1 protein-coding gene is annotated in these 1,363 nt (G+C 76.4%); it reads left to right on the forward strand.

Annotated features, from left to right (window positions below):
- The first annotated feature begins 17 nt into the window (after positions 1-17).
- Complete coding sequence (locus ACFWEJ_RS28760; RefSeq protein WP_377232567.1) at positions 18-1,295, forward strand: PIG-L family deacetylase; 1,278 nt, start codon at positions 18-20, stop codon at positions 1,293-1,295.
- Positions 1,296-1,363 lie beyond the last annotated feature (68 nt).

Here is a 1,363-nt window from a genome sequence, read left to right on the forward strand (position 1 = left end):
GTGCTGGATCTTCGCCCATGAACATGCGTTCCGAGGGCGAAGATCCAGCACTCAGTGCTTTCTCCGGAGCTTTCTCGGGTGGCGTGCTGGCGGTGCACGCGCACCCCGACGACGAGACCCTGTCGACCGGGGGGCTGCTGGCGGCCTTCGCCGCGGCCGGGCTGCCTGCCCGCGTGGTGACCTGCACGCGCGGGGAGCGCGGCGAGGTCATCGCCCTGGCCGGTACGACGTCGGAGGGCCGGGCCGGCCTCGAGGGTGACGGTCCCGCGCTGGGCGCCTACCGGGAGACCGAGCTGGCACGCGCGCTCGTCGCGCTGGGCGGCGGGGAGGACGGCGCGGTCGAGCAGGCCTTCCTCGACACCCTTCCGCCGGTATCTGCGCAGGTGAACAGGGTTGTGGGCGCGGGTTCCGCACCTGCGGACCCGGTGCGGTACCAGGACTCCGGCATGACCTGGGTGGCGCCCGGCGTGGCCGGGCCGGCGCCGGACTCCCCGCCGACGGCGTTCGCGCGGGTTCCGCTCGACGAACCGGCCGGGCGGCTCGCGGCGCTGATCCGCGCGACGCGCCCCGCCGTCGTCGCGACGTACGAGCCCGGCGGGGGCTACGGACATCCCGACCACGTCCGGGCACACGAGGTGACGGTCCGCGCGCTGCGCCTCGCGGCCGACCCGGCGTGGCGGCCGGGCGGCGGGCCGGCGTCGGGCGAGCAGCAGCGCGACGGCGGTGAGCCGGTGCGCGAGGGCGAGCCCGGGGGCGGCGTCGGACGGCGGGACGAGCCGTGGGCCGGTGCCGAGCTGTGGCAGGCGGTCGCCCCGGCGGCCGAGGTCCGCACGGCGCGGGCGACGCTCGCCGGCCTGCCGACGGCGACCGAGCTCGCCGCCGCCGAGGGCCTGACCCTGGCGGACCCGGCGGAGCCGCTCCCGCCGTTCGCGAAGGATGACCTGCCCGGGTGGTCGGCTGGGCGTCGGGTCGTCGGCACCTCGGACCACCGATCACCTGGCGAGCTACCGATCACATCGGGGAGCCGGGGGAGCGGCGGGAGCGGCGCGGGCCGCGGGGACCAGGGGAGCCGCGGCAGCGACGCGGGCCGCGGGGAGCGGGTCGTGCGGGTGGACGTCGCGGACGTGCTCGGGCGGGTCGTCGCGGCGATGCGAGCTCATGCGACGCAGGTACAGCACGCGACGGCGCTCGCGCGGCCCGAGGGCCCGGTCGCCGGCTGGTACGCCCTGTCCAACGGGGTGCTGGCGCCGATCCTCACGACCGAGACCTACGTCGTCGTCGACCCCCTCGCGTGACGAGCACGAGCACACCGTGTGTCCACATCACCTTTGAGGCCCGGGTTTCTTCGCTTTGAGCATGCTCC

This window comes from Promicromonospora sp. NPDC060204, from assembly GCF_042728455.1.
Lineage (GTDB): Bacteria > Actinomycetota > Actinomycetes > Actinomycetales > Cellulomonadaceae > Promicromonospora.

Bases quoted from the DNA above. Each gene is read 5' to 3' on its own strand.
- ACFWEJ_RS28760 (WP_377232567.1), top strand. From the start codon at position 18: ATGAACATGCGTTCCGAGGGCGAAGATCCAGCACTCAGTGCTTTCTCC.